Here is a 21708-nt window from a genome sequence, read left to right on the forward strand (position 1 = left end):
TTAAAAAGGAGGATACGCTACTGCTTTACAGGCCGGGAAAAATTTACCTCCCGCAACACAATACTGTCATTCTTTATCTCATCTACATCTACAACAAAGATCACCACATCCTGCTCCCATCTATCTTCTTTTTCAAAGGTCTTGGCAATTTTAAGATAGGGTGTGGATCTAAAAAAATTAATATCCAAAACCGTTTTTTCTTTTAAAAAAGATTTTGGTTTATCTAGAATAGTAGGAGGTTTCCCTCCAAAGGTTTTATAGTTTTTTTGACTTTGGTTAAGATGTGAAAAACTAAATTCAAAGTCATACCCATTAACAGATTCCATTTGTTCTATATAATAGGTTGTAGATCTTTTAAGTTTTTCCTCCGGAGAGCCCGCTTGAACTGCTTGGGTAAAATCATCTTTTCTCATTTGGTCATAGGAATTATCGAACTCAATATAAAGGGTGTCTTTACTTTGAGAAAAAGTCATTGATGAAAAAAGAAGTGCATAACTTGCAATTAAAAATTTATTCATCAAAGCTGAGGTTTTTTGTAAATTCTGCTTTAGTTGCAGTTTTAGAAAGTAATTTCTTGTAAGGATCTTCCATAGTTGAACTTGTATATTCTAACAGTTGATTAATTAACCCCGCTGCCCAAAGTCTCCCGACTTTGAGCTTTTACCACAGAAATTAAATTTGCTGAAGTTACTGCCTTTAATATTCTCTAAAATGAGATGATTTTTTATATGTTTTTTATAAGTAAAGTGTCCTGGTGAGATTCAACGGGTAGATCATGATTTAAATTGGATAAAAATGCAGTAATACTGCTGCGCAAAATCTCCCGACTTTGAGCTGTACCACACAATTTAAGAAATTCTTTTTCTCAAGGTTTTTTGCCTTTGGCTTCGATTCCCAGATTTATTATTTAATTGAAGTTTTGCACTAGATCATTAGACCTCTTGCAGCTAGGAGAGTATAGCTGTCAAACTGTTAAAATACTTACTTTATATCTTGTATTTTATATTTAATATCTCCTATAATTTCAGTTTTAAAATGGGTAGTAAAAAGTTTATGAAAAAAAGCATCACTTATAAAACATTCATCTTCGACACATTCTTTGTAGGCTACCTGGAAACCTTCTAATTGTAAAGTATCAAAGATAAAAGGAATAAAAACTCCATCAGTAAGATTTGCTGCTAAATAATTCTCCAACTCCAGAAATAGAGATTGATAAGGACCAGGCACCGGGGAAACGGTGATTTTTTTTGTTCCCGTTCCAAAGGAATTAGGAACATATTTCTTGGGAAAATGCATCATACTGCCAGTTTCCACTAATTGAATTGAAAAATAATTATTTAAAAGAGAAACATAATAATGAAGTTCTATGGGATAGCCCAAATGATCTTCACCCATAGAAATAATACCGCCAGTACAGGGGACCTGGCCGCTTAGTCGCGCCTTTTACGTCCAGATGGAGTGCTTTGGCCAAATCATGATGAAAACCTTCCGTCCATCGCGATCTAAAATTTTCTGCATTTAAGATGTTATCCTGAATTATACTGTTTATTTTTTTAATTCCCGGAGACTTATTATAATCTGCTTGCTCCTTTTTCAGTCCGAGGGGATAGAACTTCTTTACTTCTTCATGTATTCCGGGAGAAAACTTTTGTAGCTCGTCTTCTTTAATTTTTTTAAATTGGATTAATTGGTGCATGAGGTATATATTATGGGCAATATGGAGCATTAGAAGTAGGAATATAAGCACATCCCCCTGCTGCGCAAAGTCTCCCGACTTTGAGCTGTACCACACAATTTAAGAAATTCTTTTTTCAAAAGTCTCCTGATCTTAAGGTCTACAATTATTTAATTTCACCTATAAAAGAAAGTTTTTGAAAAATCAAATTTAAATTTATACCCGCCAAAGAGAATCTTTACATACCAGTTTCCATTCATTATCCTCAAGTTTATAAAAATACAGATTACCACCTTCATTATGCGCATCTTCAACAAAAAGCCCACAAATATGATTTTTTGCGGTGAATATTATAGGATAGGATACTTTCCTGCTTGCTGCATTGGGTGCTTTTTCATAAGTTTCATGCAGTAGGAATTTCCGGTTGAGTACATTTTTAGAAAATTTATTTTCATCAAGCCTCTTGCTTTCCAGACTGGCAAAGCGGTTATTCAACTCTTCCTGTTCCTCATTGTCCAATAACTTTTGAATTTCCTGACATTTTTTTTCAAAAATTGAGTCATTTAAAAATTCTGATAGTGTTACCTGTTTTGTCCACTCGAAGTTTGGATTGTCCTTTATTGATATCGTTTGATTATATAGAAACTTGCCTGAGTCTTCAATTTCGCCTAAAGCATAATGATGCTCTAAAAGACTGTAGATTTTTTCTTCTTTAAAAGTTTGCTTTTTCTGTGCCGCACAAGAAGCAAAAAGGAAGAAAGAAAGTAGGAAAAATCTGTTAGAATTCCTTGCCACGAGAGTCTTTACTTCCATCTTGTTCATTTTGTTTGGTTTCAATTTTACAGGATTAGAATTCTTTCTCATTGTCCCCCTGTTCTGCAGAAGCTTCTTTACCCCACAATTTAAGTAATTCTTTTTCCTCAAGATCTTACAACCACAGCAAATTTGAAATTTCTCAGGTTGAAAGAAATCTTGAATAACATGCAGCTAGCCTCTTACTCCTAATTTCAATTTCATTTGAAAACACAGTTCTTTTAAAAAATTGTATTACCCTTACATTTGCTATAAAAATATATTGTTGTTATTTATATATGTAAGCAATTATTAAAGATAGTTTGTTATTGAAAACTAATAAGGCCATATTTGTATTGTAATTTAAAATTAAATATTGTGTGCGGAATTGTATGTGCTTTTGAATTGAAAGAGTCTTCTGAAAAACTGAGACCACAATTGTTGAATATGGCAAAATGCCTGCGCCACCGCGGACCGGACTGGAGCGGGATCTATAGTAACGAGAAGGCGATATTGGCTCATGAAAGACTGGCCATTGTTGATCCTACTTCGGGGAAACAGCCATTGTTTAGTGAAGATAAAAATTTGATACTTGCCGCAAATGGTGAGATATATAACCACAAAAAATTACGGAAGCAGTTCGATGGCCGTTATAACTTCCAAACGCAGAGTGATTGTGAGGTAATTCTTGCCCTTTATAAGGAAAAAGGTACTCAATTCCTGGATGAACTTAACGGGATCTTCGGTTTTGCTATTTATGATGTGGAGAATAACGAATATTTCATCGCCCGCGACCACATGGGAATTATTCCGCTGTACATAGGCTGGGATAAGAATGGAACTTTTTATGTCGCTTCCGAATTGAAAGCTTTGGAAGGTCATTGTACCAAAATAGAGCTTTTCCCTCCGGGTCATTACCTGTCGAGCAAGGAAGAAGGATATCAGCGTTGGTACCAGCGGGACTGGATGGATTATGAAAATGTAAAGGACAACGAAACCAGTATTCAAGACCTTCGGGAAGCACTGGAAGCTGCTGTGCACCGTCAGTTAATGAGTGATGTTCCTTACGGGGTGCTACTTTCCGGCGGACTGGATTCTTCCATTACTTCAGCATTAGCTAAAAAATATTCAGATAAACGTATTGAAAGTGACGATACCGATGCTGCCTGGTGGCCACGACTCCATTCCTTTGCTACTGCCTTGAAGGCTCACCCGATCTTGCCGCGGCAAGAAAAGTGGCAGAGCATTTGGACACGGTGCATCACGAGGTGAAGTTTACTATTCAGGAAGGAATTGACGCGATTAGAGATGTTATTTATCAGCTGGAAACTTATGATGTTACCACTATAAGGGCTTCTACTCCTATGTATTTAATGGCCCGTGCTATTAAAGCTATGGGGATTAAAATGGTACTTTCCGGTGAGGGTGCCGATGAGATCTTCGGGGGATATTTATATTTTCACAAAGCACCAAGTGCAAAGGATTTTCACGAAGAGACAGTAAGAAAGCTGGATAAATTACATCAGTACGATTGTTTAAGAGCAAATAAATCTCTTTGCGCCTGGGGAATAGAAGGAAGAGTGCCGTTCCTGGATAAAGAATTTATGGATGTCGCTATGAGGTTAAATCCTAAAGATAAGATGATCGTAAAGGGAGAACGCATTGAAAAGTGGGTACTGAGAACCGCTTTTGAAGATTATCTGCCTGCCAGTGTTGCCTGGAGACAGAAAGAGCAATTCTCGGACGGAGTTGGTTACAGCTGGATCGATACTTTAAAGGAAATGGTGAATGCGCAGGTAAGCGATGAACAGCTTAAAAATGCCCACTTCAGATTCCCGGTACAACCACCAAAAAGCAAAGAAGAATATTTCTACCGTTCTATATTTTCAGAACACTTCCCAAGCGATGCCGCTGCACTTTCTGTACCTTCGGTACCTTCTGTTGCCTGCAGTAGTCCCACTGCTCTGGAATGGGATGAATCTTTCAGGAATATGAATGATCCTTCAGGAAGAGCTGTGGCGAATGTACATTCTGAAGCTTATCAAAAAGAAGTTGCCAAGGCTGAATAATTTAGTTTTGATATACCTATTAACCTCACAGGTCTTCAAGACCTGTGAGGTTTTTTTATTAACGAGAATAGGGAAATTTCAGGTTTACTTAAACAAAACAGGTCGGGGTTTCCCGAATTCGAAATCCTGAAATCCAAAGTCGTTTGTATTAAAAGTGTTCGTTCGGAACAAATTGTTTCCACGACCAGGCATTTCAGGAAAAAATGAGAAGGAGAGCTGGAAAGTATCAAACACCAGGTAATCATTACTTATAATAAAACCTACGCCTATTGAGTTATAGATTTCACTATTAGCAATTTGCCTTTGCTCATCACCAATTGCGGCCATAGTATAGTTGAGGTAAGGGTTTAACCTGAAGCCCCATAAATTCCAGGGAGCATAAAACTGTGTTTGAAGGGTTAGCAGGAATTTTCTCGTACCATAGAGCGAGCTGTGAAAGCCCTGAACACCTATATTGGAAATATCCTCATAATCTGGTCCGTAAAAACCTAAAATATTTCCATGTTCGTTAACCGTGAGCCTGTCGCCAAACGAATTTAAGCGGTTTCTCCCCCAGATAAGTTGTGGTTTCACAAATTGGCGCATCTTCCAGGTAGGGTTAAGATCAATCAACTTTGTGAAATAATTGGCCTGGAAGGAATAGGTAGTTTGTTCGGTTCTCTTGTTTCCTAAATAAGTTCCTGCCTCAAAATTAGTGCTGAGGAAACCCCAGCTAAAATAATCTCCATAAGCCACACGTCCACCCAGGTATAAGCGGCCATGCCCGTTCTTGCGTTGGTGTCCTGCGGTTATGCCGTAGATCGTGCCTACTGGTACATCTTCAATAATCCCATAATTAAAAATATACTGGTCTTCCACATACTGCCTTGAAGTGATTCCAATTCCCGCCAGGTAAAAGGTTTCACCTGAAAAAAATCCAATACTGTCAAATTCTGCTGAAGGTTTTTCGCGATAATCTACATTGAGCATTCTTGCGGAAGTAATGAGATTGGTTGTGCGATCATCCTGAGTATTTCCTTTAAAAATCCGGAAGGAGTGTCCTCCCCAGAAATCGTATGTGTTGTATTTAAAACTCTCCAGTTCCATCTCCTGCAAAGGATTTTGCAAAGAATCTTTCCTGTAGTGTTGATCCAGATAAATACCTCCTGCCCATCGGGTAAAAGGGGAATAAAAGTTTCTTTCGGCATTAAAACCTTTATAGTAAGATTCATCAATATTTCTTAAATACCTAAGGCTTGTTCTTATGTAAGTATTCTTGAGATTAGGTATGGTATAACCCAAATCATAAGCATTATCCCCCTCGTCAAACTTTCGGGTAAAGCGAGTACGGAATTCGTGTCCTGTACCTGCAAAATTTCTTTCTTTCAGTCCAACCGAAGTATGATCTGGTGAAAAGGATCCTTCAGGAATAATGCTCCAGGAATCCAGTACTCTCACCGTTACATCTACAGAATCTCTATTTTTTCCATGGATAAACTGAGGCTTTACAAGGACACTCCTCACATGGGAGCGGGAACGTATTAAACGTTCTGACTCTTTGAGCAAAAGAGAGTCCAGGGGAGTGTTTTCCTTAAATAAAAGAAGATCCCGAATGGGAGCGTGATTGGTCTTTTTATGCACTTTATTACCTACAGCCTCTGCCCAGTTTCTGGGTTTTGAAACGGTATCATATATTGAATAGCCAAAGGGATCCAGAGTTTGAATAATAATATTCCTAATCACTTTACCCTGGTATGGCCTAAAATTTATTGACTTCCTTACCCTAATACCGGATCTTTTACTCTTGCTCGTAGGTTTAAAAACAAGATTATGAAGCATTTTAGTGAACTTCCTTTTTTGAGAAAATTCTTCAATCTTTTTATAAATTTCTACAGAATCCTTTTCTGTTTTATTTTCCTGGGATAATACAGGAAAGATAAAGCAGAGGAAGAATAAGAAGAAAAAGGAAATTTTTATATATTTCATGCTTTATACAGGGAGCAAAAGGTTTAGGGCGATCTTTGCCGGAAATAAATTAATAAAAATAGATTTAAATATGAGTTAATGAAACGGCCATCTATTTACTTAATCAAAATGTAAAAAAGCATCTTCTAAATGTTCCAGCCGGGTGCCGGATTTGTTTTTAATTATAGCTACAATGTCAAACCGAACCTCCACATCCATCTCATTAGCTGTCACAAAATGGTCTACTGCTTTGACCAGTCGCTGAATTTGGCGACCCTTAAGAAACTCCTGCGGATTTCCAAAATCAGGGGTGCTTCTGGTCTTTACCTCTACAATAGCCAAAATACTATCCTTTCTCGCTATAATATCTACTTCAGCTTTTTGGTATATAAAATTTCTTGCAACAATTTCATATCCTTTCTTCAGTAAAAATTCTACTGCCAGATCTTCTCCCTTTTTGCCAAGTTCATTGTGTGCTGCCATACCTATTGAGGAATAAAACTAGTAAAAGTAGCTTATTCTCAATATTTTACAAATGGATTGGCTAAAGTTTATATATTATCGTTTGCACTTTCAAATTAAGCTTGGCTATTTCTTCGGGAGTAGCTTCAATTATATGGTCGCCATAATGGTCATTTTTTGTTTCCCCTTCGGGAGATACAAACACTCTAAGGTTACTATCTTCAAGTTTTCCATCATTCCACATTACAGCGCCACTATAATCCCAACCAAAACCATAAAAGGAAATCTCCTTTTCATTCAATTTGTTTAATTCATCGTAGGTGGTACCTATTTTTAAACCTGTTGATGATTTCCATTTTCCATTACCTGAGAACCTGATATCATTTACTTCAGTTTTAGCAGAATTCTTCCAGGTGATCTGCACCTCATCAGGCGTATCGGCATACAGGATGGAGTAGGGCATTTCTACTGTGCCTTCTTCAAAAACACCCACGTCTTCTCTTGCATTAGCCTCCGGGTATATTCTCTTAAGTTCTTCAGCATCTAATTTTGCAAGGCTTTCCAGTATAAATTTATCTTCAGTTGCTTAGTTTCGTACTTTTACACGAGTAAATTCCCACAAGTAAAAGCAAAACAAAAATTTTTCTCATTATGGTTAAGTTTGGGATAAAATTAGACACATTTCCCGCTCCGGCACTGTCTTTTACAAGAATTTAACGCGTAATATAAGGCAGTTGCTTACCTTTACACCCTTAAAATTTTAAGATGAATAAACCTTCACAACGATACACTATTACCGCTGCTTTGCCCTATACCAATGGGCCTATTCATATTGGTCATCTTGCAGGAGTTTATGTGCCTGCCGATATTTATGCCAGATTTTTAAGGATGCAGGGGATTGATGTTGCTTTTGTTTGTGGGAGCGATGAACATGGGGTTGCTATCCCGATGAAAGCCAAGAAAGAAGGAATCACTCCACAAGAGTTGATAGATAAATATCACTCTATTATAAAACAGTCATTTGTAGACTTTGGGGTATCATTTGATAATTATTCAAGGACCTCGGCCGATGTACATCACAAAACAGCTTCTGAATTTTTCAGAAAATTATATGACGAGGGGAAATTTATAGAAGATACAAACGAGCAGTTGTACGACGCTGAAGCCAATCAATTTTTGGCCGACAGATTTGTAACCGGAACCTGCCCGAAATGTGGCAATCCTGAAGCTTACGGAGACCAGTGTGAAAACTGCGGAACGTCTTTAAACGCGACAGATCTCATCAATCCCAAATCGGCTATTACAGGTTCTGTGCCTACAATGAAACAAACCCGCCACTGGTATTTACCTTTAGATCAGTATGAAAGCTGGCTGAAAGAGTGGATTATCGAAGGACATAAGAGAGACTGGAAAGTTAATGTGTACGGACAGGTTAAATCCTGGATAGATGACGGGTTAAGAGCTCGTGCCGTAACCCGTGACCTGGATTGGGGAATTCCTGTACCTGTTGAAGGAGCTGATGGAAAGGTACTTTATGTATGGTTTGATGCGCCTATAGGATATATTTCTTCTACCAAGGAATGGGCAGAGAGAGAAGGTAAAAACTGGGAGGATTACTGGAAAGCTGATGATACAAAGCTGGTACATTTTATTGGGAAAGACAACATCGTGTTTCACTGTGTAATTTTTCCTATAATGCTTAAAGCTGAAGGTAGCTATATCCTTCCTGAAAACGTTCCTGCCAACGAATTTCTTAATCTGGAAGGAAAAAAATTGTCAACTTCTAAAAACTGGGCAGTTTGGCTGCACGAATATTTACAGGATTTTCCGGGTCAGCAGGACGTGCTGCGATATGTTTTAACAGCAAATGCACCGGAGACCAAAGACAATGATTTTACCTGGAAAGATTTCCAGGCGCGGAATAATAATGAACTGGTGGCAATTTTCGGAAATTTCATAAACCGCGTGGTTGTACTAACCGACAAATATTACGAAGGAGAAGTACCTGCTCCGGGAGCATATACTGAAGTTGATGAAGAAACACTGGCGACTTTAAGAGCCTATCCTTCAGTGATAGCGAGCTCTATAGATAAATACAGGTTTAGGGAAGCGCAGGGCGAATTGATGAACCTGGCAAGGCTGGGGAATAAATATCTGGCAGATGAAGAACCGTGGAAGCTGATAAAAACTGATGCCGAACGCGTAAAGACAGTAATGTATGTGGCACTACAAATAGCTTCAGCACTGGCAACTTTGAGTGAGCCTTTTCTGCCGTTTACTTCAGCAAAACTGAAGAAGATCCTTAATATGGAACAGGATGAAAAGAGTCTTTCTTCAGGAACTTTATGGAATGAAATTGCTACAAAAGAAGCCTTGCTGGCCGCAGGGAACAAAATTGGAAAGGCAGAACTGCTTTTCAGCAAAATAGAAGATGAACAAATTCAGGAACAATTGAACAAATTGGAAACAACTAAAGCCGCTAACGAAGCCGAAAATAAGAAAGTGGAGCCACAAAAAGAAACTGCAACCTTTGAAGATTTTTCTAAAATGGACCTGCGGGTTGGAACTATTGTGGAAGCCACTAAAATGCCTAAAGCTGATAAGCTTTTGGTTCTTAAAATTAATACCGGGATAGACACCCGTACAATAGTATCGGGAATTGCACAAAGTTTTAAGCCTGAAGAGATCATTGGCAAAAAAGTTACTGTACTGGTCAACCTCGCTCCAAGAAAATTAAGAGGAGTAGAGAGTGAAGGAATGATCCTAATGACAGAAAATGCAGAAGGAAAGCTTGTTTTTCTTAATCCTGACACAGAAGGAGTGGAGAACGGGGCAGTTATTTCGTAAATTGATCTTTCAAAAGGTCTCGATTGCGCTCGACATGACACTGGTTTTTGTTGACAATGTAGGGCGTTATCTGTAGTTCCATGTCACCCCGAGCGCAGTCGAGGGGTTATTATGAATACTACACTTAATTAAGTACTGAACCTTTATTTTAAATTTAGAAATGAAACGTTATTATGTATACATAGTAGAATGTTCAGACAATTTGCTGTATACAGGAATAACGAACAATATTTCCAGAAGGATAGAAGAACATAATGCGGGATTAAACCGAACTAGCTTCACATATAAAAGAAGACCTGTTATGTTGAAATTCCACCAGGAATTTAATGATGTTAACCAGGCAATATTTTTTGAGAAGAAAATAAAAAAGTGGAGTGCTCAGAAGAAAAGAGCTTTAATTGGAGGCGAGTTTGAATTACTTCAAATTTTAGCAGAGTGCAGGAATGCCAGCCATTCTGATTACAAACCGGAAGAATAACATAATCAGTTATTAACCTCTTGTCACCCCGAGCGCAGTCGAGGGGTTACCTGGGAAGGAAGAATAATTTTACTAAATGAGGAGGTCTCGACTGCGCTCGACCTGACATTAACTAAAATTAATGAGAGAACGGTTGTCCACATAATAAGCATGCTCAGAATCGCCTACCACACAATCTACAAACATCCTTTACCGGAAGGTCACAGATTTCCAATGGAAAAATATGAGCTGCTGCCGAAACAATTATTGCACGAAGGCACCTGTACGCCTGAAAATTTCTTTGAACCTGAACTTAGCTGCCGATGAACATATTCTTGCTGTTCATACTGCGGAATATTTACAGAATTTAAAGGAGCTTACTGTTAACCCCCGGGCCGTTCGAAAAACAGGTTTTCCTCTTTCTGAAGCTTTGGTACAAAGGGAAATAATTATTGCCGGAGGAACCATTAAAGGAGCAGAACTTGCTTTGAAAAATGGGATTGCATTAAATATAGCGGGAGGTACCCATCATGCCTATTCGGGTCACGGTGAAGCTTTTTGTTTGCTGAACGATCAGGCAATAGCCGCGAGATTTCTTCAGAAAAACAACTTAGCGAAAAAAATTCTCATTGTAGATCTGGACGTACATCAGGGAAATGGAACTGCAGAAATTTTTGAAGGAGATGATTCTGTTTTTACCTTTAGTATGCATGGGAAGAATAATTATCCATTTAAGAAAGAAACTTCAGATCTTGACATTCCTCTCCCTGATGGTACTTAGTGACGCTGAATATCTCAAAATTCTCAAAAATATCCTGCCGCAGCTTATCCAGGAACAAAAGCCGGATTTTATTTTCTACCTGAGCGGAGTAGATATAATTTTAACAGATAAACTGGGGAAATTGGGTTGTACTGTAGACGGCTGTAAAGAAAGAGATCGTTTTGTATTGGAAACTTGCCGCGATCATAGTATTGCGGTTCAGATAAGTATGGGGGGAGGTTACTCTCCGGACATCAGGACAATAATTGAAGCTCATTCCAACACTTACAGATTGGCGAAGGAACTTTATTTTTAGGCAAATTTCAAAATAAGGGGTATAAAAAATTTCACATACCTCTCTCATATCGTGAGGTTTAATTCTTATCTTTAATCGCCCTACCTCATTAAGAATCATTTAATTATTAAGTTATGAAGAAGCTAACAGTCCTTCTGGTGTTGCTTGTGTTCTGCTTTCAGGAACAGAATGCTCAAAATTTTAAGGCAGATGATATCAATATCGAGTACGAGCGATTTGTTCTGCCCAATGGTTTAAAACTCCTGGTTCACGAGGATCCAAAGGCTCCTATAGTAGCCGTAAACGTTTGGTACCACGTCGGTTCTAAAAATGAGAAGCCGGGGAAGAGTGGTTTTGCACATCTTTTTGAACACTTGATGTTCAATGGGAGCGAAAATTTTAATGATGATTACTTTCAGGCGATAGAAAGAATTGGGGGAACTGATGTGAACGGAACAACCAACGTAGACAGGACCAATTATTTCCAGAACGTCCCGGTGTCTGCCCTCGACCAGGTTCTTTTTCTGGAGTCAGACAGAATGGGGCATATGCTGGGTGCCATTACTCAGGAGTTGCTTGATGAGCAGAGGGGAGTGGTACAAAACGAGAAGCGACAGGGAGAGAATCAACCATATGGTCAACAGTGGAATTATCTTACCCGTGCTCTTTATCCTAAGGGTCATCCATATTCCTGGACAGTAATTGGAGAAATGGAAGATCTAAATGCAGCGACTTTAGAAGATGTTCAGGAATGGTTCAAATCTTATTACGGTGCTGCAAATGCTGTCATTGCAATTGCTTACGACATAAAACCGCAGGAGGCCTATGATAAAGTACTTAAGTATTTTGGACATATTCCCCCGGGACCCACCATCGAGCGGCAGGAGAGAAATATACCTGAACATGGAACGGACACTTACCAGGTTTATGAAGATCGCGTTCCCGAAAGCAGGGTTCTTTTTGCCTGGAACACTCCTGAATTTGGGACGCGACAGGACATTCATATGGATCTTATAGCCGGAATATTAAGTAGTGGAAAGAATTCGCGGCTTTATAAGAAACTTGTTTACGAAGATCAAACAGTGGGTTATGTAAATGCTTATCAGGCTTCTGCGGAAATTGCCAGCAGATTTATTGTTTCTGCTAATGTTAAACCTGGAGAAGATGTGGAAAATGTAAGAACTACTCTTTTAGCTGAAATTGAAAATTTGATAAATAATGGACCTACAGAGGCTGAACTAAAGCGGGTAAAAGCCGAATACTTTGCAAATTTTATAAAGGGAATGGAAAGAATAGGTGGTTTTGGAGGAGTAAGCGACATCCTTGCTTCTAATGAAACTTATTTTGGCGATGCTTCTTACTATAAAACGGTTCTGGAATATGCCGAAGAAGCAACAGCAGAAGATCTTAAAAAAACTGCTCAGGAATGGCTAACAAAAGGGAAACACACACTTATAGCAAATCCATTTCCTGATTATACGGTAACTCCTTCAACATTAGACCGCTCCAGCTTACCTGAATTAGGAGTGGCCAAAAGCAGTAAGTTTCCTGAAGTAGAACGTGCAAAACTTTCTAACGGAATGGAAATCGTTCTTGCCAGAAGAGAAGGAGTTCCTACCATTGCTATGAATTTAATGTTCAACGCAGGCTATAAAACTGACCATCTGTCTAAACCCGGAACAGCAGCCCTGGCAATGAATTTACTGGATGAAGGCACTAAAAATATGGATGCCCTGGAAATAAGTGAAAAACTGCAATTATTAGGAGCCGATCTATATACAGGGTCTGACCAGGATATTTCATCTGTAGGAATGAGTACCTTAAAGCCAACCCTGGATGAAAGTCTCAGTTTGTTGGCAGATGTTGTTCTTAACCCTGCTTTCGATGAGAAGGAATTTCAGCGATTAAAAACAGAACAACTTAACGGTATAAAACGGGAGAAGTCACAGCTTAAGTGACAATGGCATTAAGATCAATGAATAAATATTTATATGGAGAAGATCATCCTTATGCCAACCCTTACACCAGTAGTGGCTATGAGAGTACTGTGGAAAATTTGACAAGGAAAGACGTGGTCGATTTTTATAACACCTGGTTGAAACCAAATAATGCAACATTGGTTGTGACAGGAGATGTGACTATGCAGGAACTGAAATCGAAATTAGAGAACTCCCTTAAAAATTGGAAGAAAGGTGATGTTCCCAATATTACTTTTAATGAACCCAAGCAGGCATCCGGAAACACTCTTTATCTAATCAACTTACCGGAGTCACAACAGACTGTAATTATAGCAGGTCACTTAACAGAAAAGTACGGAGACTTAAATGAACTGGCGGTAGAGCAAATGGTGAGCATCCTTGGTGGAGAATTTACCTCCCGTATCAACATGAATTTGAGGGAAGATAAACATTGGGCTTACGGAGCGAGCGGATTTGTAATGAACGCGCAACAGGAGAGGCCTTTTATATTATATGCCCCCGTACAAACCGACAAGACTGCAGAGTCTATCGTGGAGCTCAAAAAAGAAATTGAAGAATTTATTACTTCCAGGCTTAGCAACACAGGAGGAGCTTGATAAAGTGAAGACGAACAAAGTACTTGCACTTCCCGGCCAGTGGGAGACAAATTCTTCCGTCAACAGTTCTCTTTACAACCTTGTAAAGTACGATCTTGATGACGACTATTATCAGAGTTATGATGCTAATGTGAGGAATCTGCAAATAGGAGATTTACACGAGGTGAGTAAGATGGTGGTTAAGCCGAAAGAAATAAACTGGTTTGTAGTGGGAGACAGGGCAAAAATAGCGTCCAAATTGGATGAACTGGGATTTGATTCTATTATAGAAATAGATGCTGATGGTAAACCTCTTACTCCTGCTGTTAAGAAACAGGATGTGCCTGATCTTAAAAATTAGAAATTTTGGTTTAACTGAAGAAGCATCCAGGCTGTTCAAATAGCTTACAATTCGGGGAGGATTAATTGGCAGCAGAGCTGGCTCTTGAATGAATGCCATGAAAATTGCAGGAGGCATTCGTCTTTTACATTAAAAAGTAAAACTGAAGGGAGACCGAGAAGTCCGCAGTTATTTTTACCTTTTGGATGGGGACTTAACTTCTGAATTTTAATTAATACAAAATTTAATATGCGATTTGTAAACCGAATAATCTTTATAATTATTACCTCTTTTTATTGTTTCACATCTTTAGCCCAAACAGCGGAAGATAATTCTGGATCTGAAAAAATAAGGTTAAATCAAATAGGATTTTATCCTGAAGGACCTAAAACAGCGGTGATTTTGGGCGCAGAGAATCTGAATTTTGAGATATTAAAAGCAGATAGTAAGGAGGAGGTTTTCTCCGGAACCCTTTCGAAGGAAATGGAGTGGCCGCATAGCAAAGAAATGGTCCGGCAGGCAGATTTTTCCTCGTTTACCAAACCGGGAGATTATGTTCTGCACATTTCCGGAATAGGTAACAGCTTTACTTTTGAGATACGTGAAGATGTGCATCTGGAACCTGCAAAAGCCAGCTTAAAGGCTTTTTATTTTCAGAGAGCTTCTACAAATCTTACTGAAGAATATGCCGGAAAATGGGCCAGAGAGGTGGGACATCCTGATACTGCTGTAAAAGTACATAATTCGGCAGCTACGGAAAAAGACTTACTGGCTCTGAAATCTCGGGAGCGAAAGGATGGTACGATGCGGGAGATTATAATAAATATATTGTGAACAGCGGGATAACGATGGGCACCTTGTTGTCATTATATGAGGATTTTCCTCAATATATTGATACCATAAATCTGAATATTCCAGAGAGCGGAAACACAATTCCGGATCTGCTGGATGAAACCCTCCACAATCTTAGGTGGATGATGACCATGCAGGATGAAGACGGCGGAGTTTACCATAAATTGACCACTGCTGAATTTGAGGGAGCGGTGAAGCCTGAAGAGGCGGTTAATCAACGTTGGGTTGTGCAGAAAGGAACCGCTGCTACCCTGGATTTTGCAGCAGTTACTGCACAGGCCTCCAGGATATTTCAAGAATATCAGAAAGAATTACCCGGATTAGCAGACTCTTTGCTGGTGATGAGCAAAAAAGCTTATACCTGGGCCAAAGAAAATCCGGAAGTTGCTTATATCCAAAAGAATCTAAAAGAACTTACTATAAACACAGGCGCCTATGGAGATGGTAAATTTGCCGACGAATTTCAATGGGCTGCAATAGAATTATTTGTTACCACCGGAGATGAGAAGTTCTATAAGGATTCTGATATTGAAAAAGACGCTGTCGAAGCCTTTGGCATTCCATCCTGGCCAAATGTAAATACTCTTGCACTATATACTTTGGTAAGGAACAGAAATAAACTTAAGACAAATAGTATAGTTAATATTTCCTCCATTGAGAGTAAAGTAATTGAGATGGCAGAGGAACTGGTAGAACATTCTAAAGAATCTGCATACGCTACCCCAATGGGTGACAAATCATCAAATTTTGTATGGGGAAGTAATTCCGTAGCCGGAAATCAGGGTGTGTTGCTTATAAATGCTTACCTGCTTACGGGAGACGAAAAATATTTAAATGCGGCTAACCATAATCTGGATTACCTATTAGGAAGAAATGCCACGGGTTTTTCCTTTTTAACCGGGTTTGGCAAGAAATCAACAAAAGATCCACATCACCGCCCTTCTGAGTCCGATGATCAGGAAGATCCTGTCCCTGGTTTATTAGCTTACGGACCGAACCCTGGGCAACAGGACAAAGCATATTGCGAGGGAAAATATACAGATGCGCATAAATATCCGGCTACCTCCTATATCGATGATCGCTGCAGTTATGCCAGTAATGAAATCGCCATAAACTGGAATGCTCCGTTTGCCTATTTGGCAAATGGAATAGAAGCCTTAAGAAACAAAAAATAACCTGTTAACTAAGTGGCTGGATTTCATCCTCCCGCTGTTGGACCTTCGATTATCAAAAAAAAATTAAAGGCACGGAAGAATTTCCTCTGTGCCTTTAATTTTTGAAAATGGTATTAACGAGGTTATTTCCCGCCCATCAAAAGCAATTCACTGCAAATTACTTCAGTAACATATCTCTTTTGTCCGTCTTTATCTTCGTAGCTGCGGCTGGTTAATTTACCTTCAATACCAACTTCTTTTCCCTTAGGAACGTAATTTTCAATAAGTTCAGCGGTTTTTCCCCACGCAACTATATTGTGCCATTGAGTATCTGTAATTTTTTCGCCTTTTGAATTTTTATAGGATTCATTTGTAGCGATAGAAAATTTGGCGAGTTTCTTTCCGGATTCAAGGTTTACGATTTCAGGAATGTTACCTACGTGACCAATTAATTGAACTTTGTTTCTTAGAGTGCTCATAACTTTAGAATTTATTGCAGTTGAAAATCATTAGTTCATTTCAACGAGACAAACATATTGCGGTTCTTAAATCGTAATCGGTTGGGAATGATTTGTTTTCGTTTACTTGCGTTTGTAAACGTTTGTTGTCGGTTATAAAAGAAATAAAAGATTTGTAAGGCCTCTTAAATCCTGCAATGTTACCTTTACAAAAAACTTTATCACTTTTTTGTCTTTAACATCAGGTTTACTAATAAATCTTACAGAATGTCTTTTAAAAAATTAAATCCGCCGCTTTTGGAAGCTCTTGACCGTCTGGGATATGAGGAGCCTTTGCCATTTCAGAAGATTGCTATTCCAAAAATTAAAAGCGGGAAGAATTTGTTAGCAATTGCCCCGCACGGCAGCGGCAAAACCACTACAGTAATTATAAATACAATCCAGACTTTAAATAGTGAGGCTTTTGAAGATGCCCCCAGAGCTTTAATTGTAGTAAAAGATAAAGAGGCTGCCCTGGAGCTTGAAGAGGAATTCCGCAAATTTATAAGGCACATGGATCTAAGGATCTTTAGTGCTTACGATAAACCCGATTTAGATGTTCAGAAAGGTGAAATTTACGAAGGAGTAGACATTGTGATAGCCACACCTCAAAAGCTATTTAAGCTTTTTAAGGCAACCGGAATTAATGTGAGTCAGCTAAAACTTTTTATTGTTGAAGATGCAGAATTCCTTCTCAATATAAAAGATTACAACAATCTCGTCAAGATCCCGGAACATATTTCGAAATGCCAGTATCTGGTATTTGCACAGGAATTTAATTCAAAGCTTGAAAGACTTCAGGAAAATTTCATGGCACATTCTGAATTTGTGGATTTTAAAGATTAGATGATCCACGATTGTATTCCTGAGCTTTATAAAGTTTTTAATATTTGTTATAGACTCATCCTCCGGGATTATCTTTAAATTAAGGTAATAAATATAAAAGCCTTGGTTCTTTCATGATCTAAACTTTTATCACCTCATTTTAAATATGAAATTCCTCTTCACCTTTATTTTTCTGATTATGACAAGCGCTAATGCACAAGAACTTTCTTCACACCAATGGGAGAATAGAATTCTTCTGATTTTTACCGAAAACAAAAATAATCCTGATTTTGAAAAACAAATTTCAGCTTTAAAGGAAAACCGAAAAAAACTGGAAGAAAGAAAACTTGTAGTTTATCAAATAACTTCAAAACAATTCAAAAAAGACCTTGAGGAAAATTCAGAATGGCAGAAAAATGAACAATTGTATATTAATAAAACTACCGATTCTCCTTTTGAGATTCAGCTAATCGGATTAGACGGAGGTATAAAAATGACAGAACGGAATTTTACTGATCCGCAGGAAATCTTCAGCAAAATCGACAGTATGCCAATGCGCAGGGCAGAGATGAGAGATAGTAATTAGACTTATTAAATAAGCTGTAAAAGCTAAAACTGACTTAATACGCTCCACTTTCCGAAGTAGATTTTTTATCTTGTAGAGACTACTTGAAAGCACAATTTTCAAGAATCCTAAAATTTAAAATCAGAACCAATTATCCAAAAATGGTTCTATTAAACAAGATTTTCAACAGAAAATATGCGTCAGTTAATTATTAAAATTCCAAAGGGGCACAAGGAAGAGGTTAACAAGATTGTAAAGAAATATGAAGGTAAAAACACCTTTAACCTATCCAGTGAAGAGGGAGACGTTTTTTATATTTATTTGCCAAACCAAAAGGTTAATGATTTCCTGAAGGAGATTGATGAATTTGAAAAACCTGAGATCACCCTTATTCCGAGGGGGGTGATTTCTTTATATCCGCTTAAGATCTGATTCTCCCGACCAGGTAGCTGATGTGCAGCCAAAAAGTTCGCTTGAGATTTATCTTGGTGGGATCCAAAGTGTGGGTTCTATGTTCGGACTTTTCGGCTATTCCTTTGTGGCGGGAATTATTGTGTGGATCGGTTTGTTCACCTCAACTTCATACCTGTTAGTTGCTGCTATGTTAGTTGCTCCATTTGCAGGCCCTGCGATGAATGCAGCGCTGGCGACTGCTGCGGGAAAATTAGATCTTCTAAAAACCAGTCTTGCCAGATATGCACTTGCAATATTCACAGGAATTTTAACAAGCTTTTTATTGACACTCCTGTTTCCTCTCAATACTTTAACTCCTCTAATGGAGCAGGTGAGCCAGGTGTCGAAATTCGCCTTATTTCTACCTATAATTTCAGGATTTGCAGGAGCGATTAATATTTGTCAAAGTGAACGGGACAGCCTTGTATCTGGTGCTGCGGTAGGAATTTTAGTTGCAGCTTCTCTTGCCCCGCCTGTGGGACTCGTGGGTATTGGTCTTTATATGATGGACTGGCTTAGTTGTATTCAGTAGTCTTTTCAGGATAGCTTTACAGTTGTTAGGAATCCATTTGGCCGCTACTCTGGTGTTTTATTTCTACGGAAAAGTAACTCCTAATGGAGTACGATTTCTAAAAGGAAGCAAAAAGGCCGGAATTATTACCACTTTGGTCGTTGCCGTAGGAATAGGCGCTATGATGTTCTGGCAATTTAATCAGCCGCCTTACCTTAGGAAGGCCAGTATGAATACCGAACTTGCCAAAGTTTTGACTAAAGAGCTGAATAAGCTGGAGTACATTAAAGTTTTAAGTAAGGACGTAACTTTTACTAATGAAATGATTGATGACCGCTCAATAGCAAAATTTGAGGCTACTTTACTTCCAAAAGATACCTCTATAGGGCAGGAAGAATTGAAATCTTTAGTAATAGATCATCTGAAGGAGAATATGAAATATCCGTACAGGAATGATATATATGAAGTATTTCAGATTAATGTAGTTACAGATTGAATTATATTTTATAAAATAAGATCATATTTTTAAAATAAAAATTGACTTTAAACTGCAGCAGCGAAAATCTGTAAACCACTTTCCATCATTCATAAACACAAACTGGTAAATGGATAAAATTGAAATTTATTGGAATGGTTTTGAACCCCTGGTAAGGATATTAATTGTAGGAACTTTAGCTTATATAAGTATAGTTTTGGTACTGAGGATGTCAGGGAAAAGAACCCTGGCAAAAATGAACGCTTTTGATTTTGTAATTACTGTTACCATTGGTGCTGTTTTTGGACGGGTGTTAACTGCGAAAAACGTGGCTATTTCTGAAGCAGTTACTGCTTTTGTTTTGCTGGCTTTTCTACAGTTTATTTTTAGCTATGTCGAAACTCGCTCTTCTTCCTTCAGGAAGATTTTTACTGCCCGGCCAAAGATGATTTATTATAAAGATAGTTTTATTGAAAAAAATCTTCGGAAGGAAAGGCTCGTTAAAAGTGATGTTCTGGGAAGTATCCGGAAAAAAGGTATTGGAAGCCTTGAGGAAGTAGAAGCTATTATTCTCGAAGCAGACGGAACAATATCAGTTATAGAAAAAGCTAGCAATAGAAGGAATACTACTTATGATGATCTCCTGGAAAAAAAATAAATTTTTAAGTTTAGAATAGCAATTCATCAGTCTAACAAAAATACCTCCGCTTCCCCGTAAATATGTATCTTGGAGGTTCTCAATTTCAAATATTCAGGATTAGCAACTATGATAAAAAAATTCCCCGGTAGTTTGTGTTTTTTATTTTTAGCACTTTCAGCATTTTCTCAAACTTCAGAAAAAAAGTATATACCGCCGCCGATTATGAAGAGGCTGTAAACTCCCTTGGTTTTAATACCTATAATCTTGTAGATCGTGCTTCAGTTCGTCCAAACTGGCTGGAAGATGGCAGGTTCTGGTATGAAGTTTCTACCAATGCCGGAAAGGGGTTTGTGTTAGTAGATCCCGCTAAGAAGAGCAGAAAAACAGCAGCTTCTAAAGAGGAATTGTTGAAAAATGTAAAAGTTCCTGATGAAGCTAAGCAAGCCAAAACTTCCCGGAATGAAGTAGTTTCTCCCGATGGTAAAAATGCAGTTTTCATCCGGGACTGGAACTTGTGGATGAAAAATCTGGAAACTGGCGCAGAAACTCAGTTAACAACAGATGGCACAGAAAATTTTGGTTACGCAACAGATAACGCTTAGCTGGAGAAAAAGTGACAGGCCTATTGTACTTTGGTCGCCGGATTCTAAAAAATTAGCTACTTATCAGCAGGACCAGCGGCACGTAAGCGACATGTATTTGGTGACTACAAATGTGGGAGAACCAAAATTGCAAGAGTGGAAATATCCGCTGCCTACAGATGAGGATATAATTAAAATTGAGAGAGTTATTATTGAAGTAGATGAACCTAAGGTGATACGGCTGAAAACGCCTGCAGACCCGCGTAGGGGAACTTTATGTGACGATATTTCCTGTTCAGGTGCTTTTGATGATAATCAGTGGAATGAAGATGCATCAAAATTAATGTTCGTTTCCACTTCCAGGGATCATAAGGAAGCTAAATTAAAAATTGCTGATGCTTCTACAGGAGAAGTAAAAAATGTTTTTGAAGAGGTAGTTGCAACTCAATATGAATCAGGACAGGGTTCTATAAACTGGAAATACCTTCCCGCGTCTAATGAAATTATCTGGTATTCTGAAAGAGACAACTGGGGTCATTTATACCTTTACAACCTGGAAACGGGAGAGTTAAAAAACCAGATAACCAGAGGAGATTTTGTAGTTACAGAACTTCTGGAAGTTGATAAGAAGAACAGAGTCCTGTATTTTTTTGCTAATGGTAAGGAAGAGGGCAGAGACCCTTATTTCACTCATTTATATCGTGTCAATTTCAATGGGAAAAACCTGCAATTGTTGACTCCGGAAAATGGGAACCATAGTGTAAGCTTCTCGCCAAATGGTAAATATATAGTAGATACCTACAGCCAGCCAGATGTTGCTCCTGTAACAGAATTAAGGGACAGAAAAGGGAAATTGGTCATGGAACTGGAAAAGGCTGATATTTCTCGTTTAGAAGCTACAGGATGGAAACCGCCGCAGCCGTAACGGTTAAATCCAGCAATGGAAAGTGGGATCTATAC

At 38.4% G+C, this 21708-nt stretch carries 23 protein-coding genes and 2 pseudogenes; 17 read left to right on the top strand and 8 right to left on the bottom strand.

The genetic code is table 11. The features are described from left to right. Window positions 1-17: 17 nt before the first annotated feature. The 4 genes from LZ575_RS16755 to LZ575_RS16770 all read right to left on the bottom strand — a co-directional run bounded on the left by LZ575_RS16755 (window position 18) and on the right by LZ575_RS16770 (window position 2539). The gene (locus LZ575_RS16755) at window positions 18-518 is read right to left on the bottom strand and encodes a hypothetical protein (RefSeq protein WP_235325814.1); all 501 of its coding nucleotides are present in this window, start codon (window positions 516-518) and stop codon (window positions 18-20) included. Window positions 519-981: 463 nt separating this feature from the next. Continuing rightward, window positions 982-1395 (bottom strand): hypothetical protein, encoded by a 414-nt coding sequence (locus tag LZ575_RS16760; RefSeq protein ID WP_235325816.1) that lies wholly within the window; start codon window positions 1393-1395, stop codon window positions 982-984. Then, window positions 1388-1792, bottom strand: a complete 405-nt coding sequence (locus LZ575_RS16765) for a hypothetical protein (RefSeq protein ID WP_235325818.1) — start codon at window positions 1790-1792, stop codon at window positions 1388-1390. The genes LZ575_RS16760 and LZ575_RS16765 overlap by 8 nt, the downstream gene beginning before the upstream one ends. A 99-nt stretch (window positions 1793-1891) precedes the next feature. Then, window positions 1892-2539, bottom strand: coding sequence for a hypothetical protein (locus LZ575_RS16770; protein WP_235325820.1), 648 nt, complete (start codon window positions 2537-2539; stop codon window positions 1892-1894). Window positions 2540-2845: 306 nt separating this feature from the next. Between LZ575_RS16770 and asnB the strand changes: the two are divergent. Continuing rightward, window positions 2846-4536, top strand: a pseudogene (asnB, locus tag LZ575_RS16775) (asparagine synthase B). An 84-nt stretch (window positions 4537-4620) separates the two neighbouring features. Here asnB and LZ575_RS16780 read toward each other — a convergent pair. The 3 genes from LZ575_RS16780 to LZ575_RS16790 all read right to left on the bottom strand — a co-directional run bounded on the left by LZ575_RS16780 (window position 4621) and on the right by LZ575_RS16790 (window position 7435). Then, window positions 4621-6354, bottom strand: coding sequence for a hypothetical protein (locus LZ575_RS16780; protein ID WP_235325823.1), 1734 nt, complete (start codon window positions 6352-6354; stop codon window positions 4621-4623). Between the two features lie 246 nt (window positions 6355-6600). Further along, window positions 6601-6963: a YraN family protein gene (locus LZ575_RS16785; RefSeq protein WP_235325826.1), complete on the bottom strand. Its 363-nt coding sequence runs from the start codon at window positions 6961-6963 to the stop codon at window positions 6601-6603. Between the two features lie 61 nt (window positions 6964-7024). Next, a complete protein-coding gene (locus LZ575_RS16790) occupies window positions 7025-7435 on the bottom strand; it encodes a hypothetical protein (RefSeq protein WP_235325828.1) in 411 nt (136 codons plus the stop codon). A 272-nt stretch (window positions 7436-7707) separates the two neighbouring features. Here LZ575_RS16790 and metG point away from each other — a divergent pair, with 272 nt between their 5' ends. The 8 genes and pseudogenes from metG (at window position 7708) to LZ575_RS16830 (ending at window position 16222) form a co-directional block, all read left to right on the top strand. After that, a complete protein-coding gene (gene metG / locus LZ575_RS16795; protein WP_235325830.1) occupies window positions 7708-9789 on the top strand; it encodes a methionine--tRNA ligase in 2082 nt (693 codons plus the stop codon). Between the two features lie 160 nt (window positions 9790-9949). Continuing rightward, entirely contained in the window at window positions 9950-10267 is a 318-nt protein-coding gene (locus LZ575_RS16800) for a GIY-YIG nuclease family protein (RefSeq protein WP_235325832.1), read from the top strand. A gap of 150 nt (window positions 10268-10417) precedes the next feature. Then, a pseudogene (locus LZ575_RS16805) lies at window positions 10418-11322 on the top strand (histone deacetylase). 113 nt (window positions 11323-11435) lie between these two features. After that, the gene (locus LZ575_RS16810) at window positions 11436-13259 is read left to right on the top strand and encodes a pitrilysin family protein (protein WP_235325834.1); all 1824 of its coding nucleotides are present in this window, start codon (window positions 11436-11438) and stop codon (window positions 13257-13259) included. Between the two features lie 2 nt (window positions 13260-13261). Beyond that, window positions 13262-13876, top strand: coding sequence for a pitrilysin family protein (locus tag LZ575_RS16815; RefSeq protein ID WP_235325836.1), 615 nt, complete (start codon window positions 13262-13264; stop codon window positions 13874-13876). A gap of 4 nt (window positions 13877-13880) precedes the next feature. Further along, window positions 13881-14216, top strand: a complete 336-nt coding sequence (locus tag LZ575_RS16820; RefSeq protein ID WP_235325838.1) for a hypothetical protein — start codon at window positions 13881-13883, stop codon at window positions 14214-14216. A gap of 228 nt (window positions 14217-14444) precedes the next feature. After that, window positions 14445-15029: a cellulase N-terminal Ig-like domain-containing protein gene (locus LZ575_RS16825; RefSeq protein WP_235325840.1), complete on the top strand. Its 585-nt coding sequence runs from the start codon at window positions 14445-14447 to the stop codon at window positions 15027-15029. Continuing rightward, entirely contained in the window at window positions 15026-16222 is a 1197-nt protein-coding gene (locus LZ575_RS16830) for a glycoside hydrolase family 9 protein (RefSeq protein ID WP_235325842.1), read from the top strand. Before LZ575_RS16825 ends, LZ575_RS16830 begins: the two co-directional genes overlap by 4 nt. Window positions 16223-16344: 122 nt before the next feature. Here LZ575_RS16830 and LZ575_RS16835 read toward each other — a convergent pair whose 3' ends face one another. Then, window positions 16345-16680, bottom strand: coding sequence for a single-stranded DNA-binding protein (locus LZ575_RS16835; protein WP_235325844.1), 336 nt, complete (start codon window positions 16678-16680; stop codon window positions 16345-16347). A gap of 246 nt (window positions 16681-16926) precedes the next feature. On the opposite strand from LZ575_RS16835, the gene LZ575_RS16840 reads away from it, so the two are divergent. The 8 genes from LZ575_RS16840 to LZ575_RS16870 all read left to right on the top strand — a co-directional run bounded on the left by LZ575_RS16840 (window position 16927) and on the right by LZ575_RS16870 (window position 21673). Further along, window positions 16927-17544, top strand: coding sequence for a DEAD/DEAH box helicase (locus LZ575_RS16840; protein WP_235325846.1), 618 nt, complete (start codon window positions 16927-16929; stop codon window positions 17542-17544). 178 nt (window positions 17545-17722) lie between these two features. Then, on the top strand, window positions 17723-18109 hold the full coding sequence (locus LZ575_RS16845; RefSeq protein ID WP_235325848.1) for a DUF4174 domain-containing protein: 387 nt from the start codon (window positions 17723-17725) through the stop codon (window positions 18107-18109). A gap of 174 nt (window positions 18110-18283) precedes the next feature. After that, window positions 18284-18520: a hypothetical protein gene (locus tag LZ575_RS16850; RefSeq protein ID WP_235325850.1), complete on the top strand. Its 237-nt coding sequence runs from the start codon at window positions 18284-18286 to the stop codon at window positions 18518-18520. A 22-nt stretch (window positions 18521-18542) separates the two neighbouring features. Next, on the top strand, window positions 18543-19073 hold the full coding sequence (locus tag LZ575_RS16855) for a DUF389 domain-containing protein (protein ID WP_235325852.1): 531 nt from the start codon (window positions 18543-18545) through the stop codon (window positions 19071-19073). Window positions 19074-19095: 22 nt separating this feature from the next. Continuing rightward, window positions 19096-19548 (top strand): hypothetical protein, encoded by a 453-nt coding sequence (locus LZ575_RS16860; RefSeq protein WP_235325854.1) that lies wholly within the window; start codon window positions 19096-19098, stop codon window positions 19546-19548. Between the two features lie 109 nt (window positions 19549-19657). Next, window positions 19658-20185, top strand: a complete 528-nt coding sequence (locus LZ575_RS16865; RefSeq protein ID WP_235325856.1) for a DUF421 domain-containing protein — start codon at window positions 19658-19660, stop codon at window positions 20183-20185. A 134-nt stretch (window positions 20186-20319) separates the two neighbouring features. Further along, entirely contained in the window at window positions 20320-20769 is a 450-nt protein-coding gene (locus tag LZ575_RS22745) for a DPP IV N-terminal domain-containing protein (protein WP_255702651.1), read from the top strand. Next, a complete protein-coding gene (locus LZ575_RS16870) occupies window positions 20729-21673 on the top strand; it encodes a DPP IV N-terminal domain-containing protein (RefSeq protein ID WP_255702652.1) in 945 nt (314 codons plus the stop codon). The genes LZ575_RS22745 and LZ575_RS16870 overlap by 41 nt, the downstream gene beginning before the upstream one ends. Window positions 21674-21708: the final 35 nt, after the last annotated feature.

The sequence above is a fragment of the Antarcticibacterium sp. 1MA-6-2 genome, from assembly GCF_021535135.1.
Lineage (GTDB): Bacteria > Bacteroidota > Bacteroidia > Flavobacteriales > Flavobacteriaceae > Gillisia.

Excerpts from the sequence above, each read along its gene's own strand:
- LZ575_RS16755 (WP_235325814.1), bottom strand. The coding sequence starts at position 518 with ATGAATAAATTTTTAATTGCAAGTTATGCACTTCTTTTTTCATCAATG.
- LZ575_RS16760 (WP_235325816.1), bottom strand. The coding sequence starts at position 1,395 with ATGGGTGAAGATCATTTGGGCTATCCCATAGAACTTCATTATTATGTT.
- LZ575_RS16770 (WP_235325820.1), bottom strand. The coding sequence starts at position 2,539 with ATGAGAAAGAATTCTAATCCTGTAAAATTGAAACCAAACAAAATGAAC.
- LZ575_RS16780 (WP_235325823.1), bottom strand. The coding sequence starts at position 6,354 with ATGCTTCATAATCTTGTTTTTAAACCTACGAGCAAGAGTAAAAGATCC.
- LZ575_RS16785 (WP_235325826.1), bottom strand. The coding sequence starts at position 6,963 with ATGGCAGCACACAATGAACTTGGCAAAAAGGGAGAAGATCTGGCAGTA.
- metG (WP_235325830.1), top strand. The coding sequence starts at position 7,708 with ATGAATAAACCTTCACAACGATACACTATTACCGCTGCTTTGCCCTAT.
- LZ575_RS16800 (WP_235325832.1), top strand. The coding sequence starts at position 9,950 with ATGAAACGTTATTATGTATACATAGTAGAATGTTCAGACAATTTGCTG.
- LZ575_RS16810 (WP_235325834.1), top strand. The coding sequence starts at position 11,436 with ATGAAGAAGCTAACAGTCCTTCTGGTGTTGCTTGTGTTCTGCTTTCAG.
- LZ575_RS16815 (WP_235325836.1), top strand. The coding sequence starts at position 13,262 with ATGGCATTAAGATCAATGAATAAATATTTATATGGAGAAGATCATCCT.
- LZ575_RS16825 (WP_235325840.1), top strand. The coding sequence starts at position 14,445 with ATGCGATTTGTAAACCGAATAATCTTTATAATTATTACCTCTTTTTAT.
- LZ575_RS16835 (WP_235325844.1), bottom strand. The coding sequence starts at position 16,680 with ATGAGCACTCTAAGAAACAAAGTTCAATTAATTGGTCACGTAGGTAAC.
- LZ575_RS16840 (WP_235325846.1), top strand. The coding sequence starts at position 16,927 with ATGTCTTTTAAAAAATTAAATCCGCCGCTTTTGGAAGCTCTTGACCGT.
- LZ575_RS16845 (WP_235325848.1), top strand. The coding sequence starts at position 17,723 with ATGACAAGCGCTAATGCACAAGAACTTTCTTCACACCAATGGGAGAAT.
- LZ575_RS16850 (WP_235325850.1), top strand. The coding sequence starts at position 18,284 with ATGCGTCAGTTAATTATTAAAATTCCAAAGGGGCACAAGGAAGAGGTT.
- LZ575_RS16865 (WP_235325856.1), top strand. The coding sequence starts at position 19,658 with ATGGATAAAATTGAAATTTATTGGAATGGTTTTGAACCCCTGGTAAGG.
- LZ575_RS16870 (WP_255702652.1), top strand. The coding sequence starts at position 20,729 with ATGGCACAGAAAATTTTGGTTACGCAACAGATAACGCTTAGCTGGAGA.